Source organism: Ruegeria sp. BF7, assembly GCF_056538605.1.
This window is the reverse complement of the sequence record NZ_JBQFTM010000025.1, coordinates 18,794-27,639: the sequence shown is the minus strand read 5'-3', so window position 1 is coordinate 27,639 and position 8,846 is coordinate 18,794. Positions and strand designations below refer to the sequence as shown.

8 protein-coding genes and 1 pseudogene are annotated in these 8,846 nt (G+C 60.3%); 4 read left to right on the top strand and 5 right to left on the bottom strand.

Going from position 1 to position 8,846, the window contains the following annotated elements:
- Window positions 1–104, top strand: a pseudogene (locus ACR0IK_RS23265) (sulfopyruvate decarboxylase subunit beta); the annotation flags it as partial.
- A 52-nt stretch (window positions 105–156) separates the two neighbouring features.
- Here the strand turns inward: ACR0IK_RS23265 and ACR0IK_RS23260 are convergent.
- From ACR0IK_RS23260 to ACR0IK_RS23240, 5 genes are all read right to left on the bottom strand, one after another.
- A complete protein-coding gene (locus ACR0IK_RS23260; protein WP_480643515.1) occupies window positions 157–897 on the bottom strand; it encodes a maleate cis-trans isomerase family protein in 741 nt (246 codons plus the stop codon).
- Window positions 894–1,976, bottom strand: coding sequence for a pyridoxal phosphate-dependent aminotransferase (locus tag ACR0IK_RS23255; RefSeq protein ID WP_480643514.1), 1,083 nt, complete (start codon window positions 1,974–1,976; stop codon window positions 894–896). The genes ACR0IK_RS23260 and ACR0IK_RS23255 overlap by 4 nt, the downstream gene beginning before the upstream one ends.
- A complete protein-coding gene (locus ACR0IK_RS23250) occupies window positions 1,973–3,622 on the bottom strand; it encodes a hydantoinase B/oxoprolinase family protein (RefSeq protein ID WP_480643512.1) in 1,650 nt (549 codons plus the stop codon). The genes ACR0IK_RS23255 and ACR0IK_RS23250 overlap by 4 nt, the downstream gene beginning before the upstream one ends.
- A complete protein-coding gene (locus tag ACR0IK_RS23245; protein WP_480643510.1) occupies window positions 3,619–5,694 on the bottom strand; it encodes a hydantoinase/oxoprolinase family protein in 2,076 nt (691 codons plus the stop codon). The genes ACR0IK_RS23250 and ACR0IK_RS23245 overlap by 4 nt, the downstream gene beginning before the upstream one ends.
- Before the next feature lie 686 nt (window positions 5,695–6,380).
- A complete protein-coding gene (locus ACR0IK_RS23240; protein ID WP_480643509.1) occupies window positions 6,381–6,776 on the bottom strand; it encodes a hypothetical protein in 396 nt (131 codons plus the stop codon).
- Window positions 6,777–6,778: 2 nt separating this feature from the next.
- On the opposite strand from ACR0IK_RS23240, the gene ACR0IK_RS23235 reads away from it, so the two are divergent.
- The 3 genes from ACR0IK_RS23235 to ACR0IK_RS23225 all read left to right on the top strand — a co-directional run bounded on the left by ACR0IK_RS23235 (window position 6,779) and on the right by ACR0IK_RS23225 (window position 8,801).
- The gene (locus ACR0IK_RS23235; RefSeq protein WP_480643508.1) at window positions 6,779–7,195 is read left to right on the top strand and encodes a cytochrome c peroxidase; all 417 of its coding nucleotides are present in this window, start codon (window positions 6,779–6,781) and stop codon (window positions 7,193–7,195) included.
- Window positions 7,161–7,313, top strand: a complete 153-nt coding sequence (locus tag ACR0IK_RS23230) for a hypothetical protein (protein WP_480596626.1) — start codon at window positions 7,161–7,163, stop codon at window positions 7,311–7,313. The genes ACR0IK_RS23235 and ACR0IK_RS23230 overlap by 35 nt, the downstream gene beginning before the upstream one ends.
- Before the next feature lie 357 nt (window positions 7,314–7,670).
- On the top strand, window positions 7,671–8,801 hold the full coding sequence (locus ACR0IK_RS23225) for an ABC transporter substrate-binding protein (protein WP_480643506.1): 1,131 nt from the start codon (window positions 7,671–7,673) through the stop codon (window positions 8,799–8,801).
- Window positions 8,802–8,846 lie beyond the last annotated feature (45 nt).

Genomic DNA, 8,846 nt, shown 5'->3' with positions numbered 1-8,846 from the left:
CCATCATCGTCAGCAAGTGCGAAAGCGGCAACGCCAAGATGCCGGTGATCACCATGGATCCGGTCGTGATCCGCGACCGGTTCATGAAGGCGGTTCAGGCGTGATGAATCCAAGGCGCGGGTAAAGAGTACGAAGTCCGCGCCTTTTACGGAGATCTTACCTCTCAAACTCCAGAAGCTGGCCGAACCCGCTGACGGGTTCTTTGATGTCCAAAAGTTGCAGCGCCTGAAACAGCATCGCCTGATTTGAGCTGATTACCGGCTTACCGACCGCGTCCTCCAAGCGGGCCAGAGTTTCAACGCTGCGCATGTCAGTACATGACAAAACCAGTGCGTCGGCCTGAGGGTGGTCCGCCGCGCGGCCAAGTTCAAAAACGGCCTCTGGGTTCAGCGCGCCCTGACCTTCGTTGTCCAGCGCCTCGGTCACCTCGGAACGCCGGATGGTCTCAAACCCCAGTTTGGCAAGAAAGCCAATCGCCATATCATTGATCGCCGGAACGTAAGGCGAGGCAAACCCGATGCGGTGGGCGCCGAGCGTGGTCAGAGCATGAACCAATGCCCCGGCCGCAGTAATCGTTTCGGCACCGCTACCGGCACTTATCCGGCTGGCCAGTTCGCGGTCAAACTCCGGTCCGTGGGTCAGGGTGGCCGAGGTGCACCCATAGAAGACTACATCCGGCTTTACCCCCATCAGCAGACGCAGCGGCTCGTCCAGGTCGGTGGCCCCCAGATCGTGCATCTGGGCTTCGTCGGGGATTTCATCCTCGTCGTATCCCCCCATCCGGGCTACGTGTAGTGAAATCCCCGTTGGCGCCATCAAGGCCAGATCGGGTTCGAGATTAGTGTTGGTGAAAGGGACAAGAACCCCGAACCGTGCGCGACCTCTGGACGTGCTCATACCTGTCCCTCCTGTTTCCATTTCGTCAGGATGTCTATTGCTGTGTTCATTGCGTCCTGTGGGCCGACGGTCATGCGCAGCGTGTGGGGCAACCCTGCGCCACCTTGCGGACGCAGGAAGACGCCTTCGGACCGCAGCTTTTGGTGTGCACTTGCCGCAGCTTTGGAATTGCCCATGTTCACCAGCAGGAAATTGGTGAAACTGGGGTAGGGCGCGAAACCGGCGCCCTTCAGCATGGTCGCGGCCTGATCACGCAATGCGGCTGTGATCGCGCAGGTCTCACGCATATAAGCGTCGTCCCGTGCCGCCGCTGCGGCGGCGATTTGAGCGCTGGCCGAGATGTTGTTCGGGTTCATCACCTTGCGCATTTCTTCGGCAATGTCCGGTGGGAACAACCCCCAGCCGACGCGGAACCCGGCCATGCCGTAGGCCTTGGAAAAAGTGCGCAGAATGACCGTGTCGCCTGTGGCCACCATGTCGAAACACCGCTCGCCCAGATGGTCGGAAAACTCGCCATAGGCTTCGTCGATCACCAACAGGATGTCGGGCCGCAACCCTTGTCGCAGTCGGACGAGTTCGGATTTCGGGATGCGCGTGCCGGTCGGGTTGCCCGGGTTAGCGACAAAGACAATGCCGGTATCCGGCTGGACCGCCGCCAGCAAGCTATCGACACTGACAGTGGCATCCGTTTCCCGGGCGGTGTCGAACCGCGCATCGGCCATGCGCGCCGCCGTCTGAAAAAAGGGATAGGCATGGGCCGGGGCCAGCACCGCCCGCTCCGGCCCCGAGAACACGCGGGCAAGGCAACCGATCAGGTCGAGCGAACCGTTGCCGCACAAAATCCCATCTGCATCATTCCCGTGCAAGTTTGCCAGAGCGTGTCGCAGGTCTGTCCAGTCCGGATCGGGGTAGAGCATCGACGTCCCCATAGCCTGCACCGCCGCTTCGATAGCCCTGGGGCTGGGTGGACGCAGGCTTTCATTCTGGGACAGAGAGATAAGGGCTTTGCCCTTTGGCACTGTGAGGTCAGCCAGCGCATAAGGCAACATACGCGCGATGTGCGGGTGCGGTTTAGTCATGTCTGCCTCCGGTATTGGGTCCGGGCTATGTTCTGGCTGATAAGGCCTGCGCGGAGATCGTTCTGCACCGCGTCGTCCAAGCGTTCCTCGGGCCGCCCGAACCCACCGCCGCCGGGCGTTTCGAACAGTAGCGTTTCACCGGCTTTGATCCGAACCTCACCTTTGCCGGGCAGTTGGCGGTTGCCGGGTTGCACGGTGATACGCCCGGGGGCGCCGTCCAACCCGCCGTCACGGCCCTTGGCAGGGTTCTTGATCCGCTCGACCGACAGGAACAGCATCAGGTCCTGATCCCTGGATGCGCTGAGTTCAATTTGCTGCCCCAGACCGCCCCGCAAACGCCCCGCTCCTCCGGAATCCGTCCGCAGCTCGCGGCGATGAAACAGCACCGGTGCGACGGCCTCGGTGGTTTCGACCTGGCTGCCCCAGACACCGCTGGGAAAGGCGGTGGCCGACAGGCCATCCAGCCGGGGACGGGCGCCGGTGCCGCCGTTGAACACAAGCTCCAGCGCAAAGAGGTCATCGCCCCGGTCGACCGCCTCGGGCGCGTGGCGCAGTGGCAGGTCGTACATGCACGAGGAACCTTCGGCCGGGACCTTGTCCGGCAAGGCTTGAGACAGGCAGCCGTAGACCAGATCAGGTGTCATCTGTCCCAGCGTGTGTCGCATCGCGACCGGGGCCGGGGGCTGTGCGTTCAGGATACAGCCTGCAGGCGCGGTCACTCGGAACGGGTCGAGCGAGCCTGCATTGTTTGGGATATCCGCTCCGATAATGCAGCGCAGGGCAAAGACCGAATAGGCCGTTGCATAGTTCAGCGGCACGTTTATCCCTTTGCCGACACAGGGCGCGGTGCCTTCGAAATCCAGCAGCAGATGGTTGTCTGCAATGGTGAGGGCAGCGTGCAGGTCGATCTCATCCTCATAGCCATCGACCCGCAGCACATGGTGCCAAGTGCCATTAGGCAGGTCGGCGATGGCCTCAAGGGTACCGCGCCGAGAGGTGTCGATGATGTAATCTGACAGCGCCTGCAGATCGGTTATGCCGAATTCTTGCATCATCTGCACCAGCCGCGTAGACCCGGCCTCACAACAGGCGATCAGGGCGTAGATGTCGCCTTCATTGGCAATGGGCTCGCGCGAGTTGGCTTTGACGATGTCCAGCAACAGCGCATTTACGTCGCCCTCGCTGACCAGTTTACAGGGTGGGATCAGCAGGCCTTCGTCATATATATCCGAGCCCTCGGGTCCCATGCCCAGCCCCCCCAGATCGACCAGATGAGAGGTGCAGGCCGTGTAGCCGATCAACGTGTCCTGAAAAAAAACCGGCATCATCAGCAGAAAGTCGTTCAGGTGCCCCGAGGCGATCCACGGGTCGTTGGTCATGTAGATATCGCCGGGTTTCATCTCGCTTTGGGCAAAACGCGCACGCAGGGTTTTGACCGCCTCGGCCATGGTGTTGATATGCCCGGGTGTGCCGGTGACGGCTTGTGCCAGCATCCTGCCTTGAGCATCGAAGATCCCGGCCGAGATATCGCCGCATTCGCGCACGATCGGGCTAAAGGCGGCGCGGATCAGCGCCTGTCCCTGTTCCTCGACCACGGCCAGAAGCCGGTTCCACATCACCTGCAGGCGTGTATCTGAATGGATCATGGCTGGACCTCCTCTTGCCGTGTCAGCCAGATATTGCCCTGGCCGTCGATACTGGCACTGAAATCGGCGCTGACGAATGTGGTTGTTTGGGCCTCGACGATCAGCGCCGGGCCGCTGAGGGCTGTGCCGGGCATGAGGTCAGAGCGGCTGAACACGCCCGCCGGGCGCCAGGCGCTGGTGACGTCGCACAGGATTTCACGGTGTTCGATTGCGGTTGCGGTGTGTTCCGCCGGATTGTCAGGATAAGGCTCATGTGCAGGGGCAGGGGATGAGACGGACAGCCCCCAGTTCAGGATTTCGATGGACATGCCAGGAACGATCCGGCTGAACTGTCGGCTGTATTCCGTTTCAAAGGCCTCTCGCAAAGCGATTAGGTCAGAGGCGGCCAATGCACGGTCGGGCAGGCAGATTTCGATCTCGTGCCCCTGTCCGTGATACCGCATATAAGCGATCCGGCGTTGCAGAAGGGCGCCGTCTGGTGCTCCGGCGCGGACGACTTGTTCCGCTTCGGCCTGCATCGCGTCGAAGAACCGGTTCAGCCCGTCGATATCCAGAGTGTCCAAACGGGCATAGCGTGAACGGATGACCTCATAGGACACAGGCGCGAACAGGAACCCGACCGCCGAGCCCACTCCCGGATCACGCGGGATCAGCACACGCCGCATCTGGGCGCGTCGGGCCACGCGGGTGGCGTGCAGCGGACCGTTGCCTCCAAACGCGATCATCAAACGGTTGCCAAGGTCCTTGCCGGATTCGACTGCGTGCATCCGGCCTGCACTGGCCATGCTCTCGTCGACGATCTCACTGACTGCAAAGGCGGCCTGATCGGGGCCAAGGTTGAGCAGATCGCCTACGTCCTGCGCCATTGCTCGCGTGGCCGCAACCGGGTCGATTTGCAACCGCCCTTCGGCAAAACGTCCGGGTTCGATCAGACCCAGCGTCAGATCGGCATCGGTGACCGTGGGCTTGTCGCCACCCTTGCCAAATGCCGCAGGGCCGGGATCTGATCCCGCGCTGTGCGGACCGACCTGAATGCGGCCTAGCCGGTCGACGCTGGCGATGGAACCACCACCGGCGCCGATCTCGATCATCTCAATCACCGGTATCCGAACCGGCATGCCCGAGCCTTTGATAAAGCGTTCGGCCCGCGAGATTTCGAACTTGCGCGCGGTCTGGGGGCGGTACTCGTCTATCAGGCACAGCTTGGCCGTGGTGCCGCCCATGTCAAAGGACAGGACGTCGGTTTCACCGGTGGCCTCGGCGATGCGGGCGGCTAGAACCGCCCCTCCGGCGGGGCCGGATTCCACCAATCGGATCGGCAGCCGGGCGGCGGTGTCCAGCGTGGTCATGCCGCCACCAGCCGTCATCATCAGGATCGGGCAGGTCAACCCCATCTGCCGAAATCGCGCCGCAAAATCCTGCAGGTATCCGGACATGAGCGGTTGCACATAGGCGTTGGCAATGGTGGTACACAGCCGGTCAAACTCGCGCGCTTCAGGGCTAACCTCGTGGCTGAGAGAGATGACCAGATCGGGCATACGTTGCTCCAGAAGGTCGCGCAGGGCCAGCTCATGCGCAGGGTTTGCATAGGCGTGCAGCAGGCAGATGGCGACAGCCTCAACCCCCAGAACCTTCAACTCATCAACCAAATGGGCAACCCCCGCCACGTCCAGCGGCTCCAACTCATGCCCGTTGGCGTCCATGCGCCCGCCGATGGTCAGCGAATGGGTGCGCGGCACGATCAGGTCGGGTTTGACCAGATCGATGGCATACTGGCTGTAGCGCCGCTCATAGGCGATTTCGAGGATGTCGCGGAAGCCGCGCGTGGTGATCGTGGCCGTGGCGGCCCCGCGACGTTCTATCAGGGCATTGGTGGCCAGCGTGGTACCGTGGATAAAACCTGTCACCTGATGCCAGTTGGCACCGGCGGCCTCAAGCACATGCGTGGCGCCTGCCACTGCGCCAAGGGCGGGGCGGTGTGGAGTGGTGGGAGTTTTGGTGGTTGCCACCACCTGAGATGCGCTGTTCAGCAAGACGGTATCGGTGAACGTACCGCCGATATCGATTGCCATGCGCAATCCAACTGTTTGATTCATAAGGGTATCAGCCTGGAAGGTGGAGCAGACCCGAAAGCGGGTCAGGTGAAAACGGACTGTTCTCCGAAGGTCAGGCGACCAGATCGCACCCGGTTTCGCGACGCATCATTGGTTGTCGAAGGTTGGCTGTCACAGCTTCAGTTCCCTGTCGTCTGACTGCAACGACATTGGGTGAGGAATGGCCCCTCCGTCAACACCTCATTCGAGGGGCGCGCAGGTTTGGTGCAATACCCGCATCATGCCAAGACGTTGAGTGTGGCGCGTCCCACTCTGATATGTTTCGAAATTTCATCACAAGGGGGTAAGTCTTAACGCTCAATTGTTTTAGACAAAGCACTCTGATCGATACGGTCCTGATACTGGCGGGTCTTTCTCCGGCGCTGTAGCGGGATCGCGAGGACAGTCAGCGTATGTGCTTTTGCGCAGCCTTTCGGCGTTGGACACCAGCCACAGCATCGCAATCATCGAACTGGGCCCGGAACCGGACCAGCTCGAACTGGCAGAAGTACATGTTCGCAACTTTCCTGGACGGAACCGGAGGGGATGACGGCGGTTCGGCGGGCGTGTTCGATGCGTAGACCAATGAGGTCGTCAAGATCGTCGACGCGCGCAAAAGTCAGGTGGGTGAGGGTGCGCTGTAAGTCACGTTTCATAATGGCATCTCAGCCCTTGACGACCGTATAGTGGTGACGGCGACGGAGCATCCGGACCTGAACACCGGGGTTGGCATAGTGTTGAAGATCATAGAGATGAACGCTCTGGAACCTATCGAAAACATCACGGTCGGGAAGGAAACGCCGCTGAGCCTCCCGTCTTTTCCGGTCGAGGTACTGTTCGCGCGCCCCGACATGCATCCGTAAATCGAGCCCGCCATTCCGGCCGATACGATGTTTGGTTTCGAGCGGGCCGGATATCGTGGCCGATCCGGGCGCGCACCATGGCTTCGTTTCACCTCGGCCTCTGGTCGTGACCTGATCTCGGTCAATATCAAGGATCGTTACAACAAGGAGATGAAGAATCTTGAAGGTCTGTTCGGCTCGGGCTTTGTCCATCACCATTTATGGTCCGGGGGGGCGTTATGCAGTGGGTGTTTCTGATCCTCGACGTTGCAGGTCTTGCGGTGGCGGGTTGGGTGGTCTTGGATCGCTCGCGCGTCCCGGTGGCAACGCCGATTACCGATGTCTCGGCTCCGTTCGTGTTCGGCCGGTTTGCCGTGTCGGCCGACAATCCACTGACCGAAGAGGCCTTCGCGCGGGGCCGACACCTGTTCTTCGATCCGATCCTGTCGCACAATAGCCAGATATCCTGTTCCAACTGCCACTTGTGGCCAATGGTTCAACCGCGGTGCGACGAGATTTGGATCTCAACAGTCAGATGGCGTGGAATTGGGAGGTTGAGTACAAATTCGTGGCCGTGGAAGGGCTACAATAAAGGGGAACGACGTGTTGCCGCTGGTTTACCATCTGGGGTTTTCTGAAAACGTCCGCGAAGTCGAATTCCTGTTGCCGCCGGGTGATTTCTCGGCTGGAGACTACAAAGTGCACCTTATCGTCGATCTGGCGAAGTTCTTCGACGGGACGGAACGGAGCGACTAGCAGGCTTTGGCGCCGGTCATATCCAACGGAACGGATGCCGAAATGCTGGCCGACAATTACGCGATTATGATCACTCTGACGTTCTCAGGTCGGTCATATTTTCGGGTAGATTTTCTGTCGGATCCGTCCCTGCGCCCTGAGTTTCCCGCACTCGATCCGGGTCTGCGCTGCGCTGCACAAGATAGTTTCCTTAGAATTTAGCGGTCCAGTTTGAAAACGCCCTCGACGGAGTGGGCGTGATCGGTGATTGTTTGGATGATTGGCAGAGTGAAAAAAACCACGCTGTCAGAGGTATAGACGGAAGGCTGTGAAGGCTGACATAAGTTGCGTCGAAAAGACCAGCGAAGGGAGATGAAGATGAAAAAATTTCTAGCGGCCGCTGCGGTTTCTGCTTTGTGCGCAACCGGCGCGCTGGCCGAGGTTAAGGTCGGAATGATCACCACGTTGTCCGGCGGCGGTGCAGGGTTGGGCATTGACGTGCGCGACGGATTCATGCTGGCCATCGCGCAATCAGGGCGTGACGACATTGAGGTCGTGATCGAGGACGATCAGCGCAAACCGGACATCGCCGTGCAATTGTCCGACAAGATGATCCAGTCCGAACGGGTCGACGTGATGACCGGCATCATCTGGTCCAACCTCGCCATGGCGGTTGTGCCTGCGGCAGTGAACCAGAACGTGTTCTATCTGTCCCCAAATGCGGGGCCATCACCGCTTGCCGGAAAAGGCTGCCACCAGAACTACTTCAACGTCGCTTGGCAGAACGACAACCTGCACGAGGCCGCCGGGGCCTATGCCAACGGCGTCGGTTACAGGAACAGCTTTATTCTGGCCCCGAATTACCCGGCGGGTGTAGATGCGCTGACCGGCTACAAACGGTTCTTCGAGGGTGATCTGGCCGGTGAGGTCTATACCGAGTTGGGGCAGACCGATTACGCCGCGGAGATCGCGCAGATCCGCGCCAGCGATGCGGATAGCGTGTTCTTTTTCCTGCCCGGTGGTATGGGGATTTCTTTCCTGAAGCAATATGCCGACAGCGGCATCGACAAGCCTGTGGTTGGCCCGGCCTTTAGCTTTGATCAGGGTATCCTGCAAGCGGTCGGCGATGCGGCGATGGGTGTTGTGAACACCTCGCAATGGAACAAGGACATCGACAATCCGACCAATGCTGCCTTTGTCGAGAGTTTTCAGGCGGAATACGGACGTCTGCCCTCTCTTTATGCCAGCCAGGGGTTTGATACCGCCAACCTGCTGCTGTCCGCGCTGGACAAGGCTGATCCGTCGGATGCGGACGCCTTCCGCGAAGCCCTGCGCGCGGCCGAGTTCGACAGCACCCGTGGCGATTTCAGCTTTGGCCCGAACCACCACCCGGTTCAGACCATCTATGCGCGTGAAGTGATCAAGGAAGGTGACGTGTTCACCAACAAGATCCTTGGCGTTGCGCTGGAAAACCACTCTGACGCCTATGCGGCCGAGTGCAAAATGTAATTGACCATCTGCCCGCCCCCGGTCGCGGGACGGGCAGACCACCGG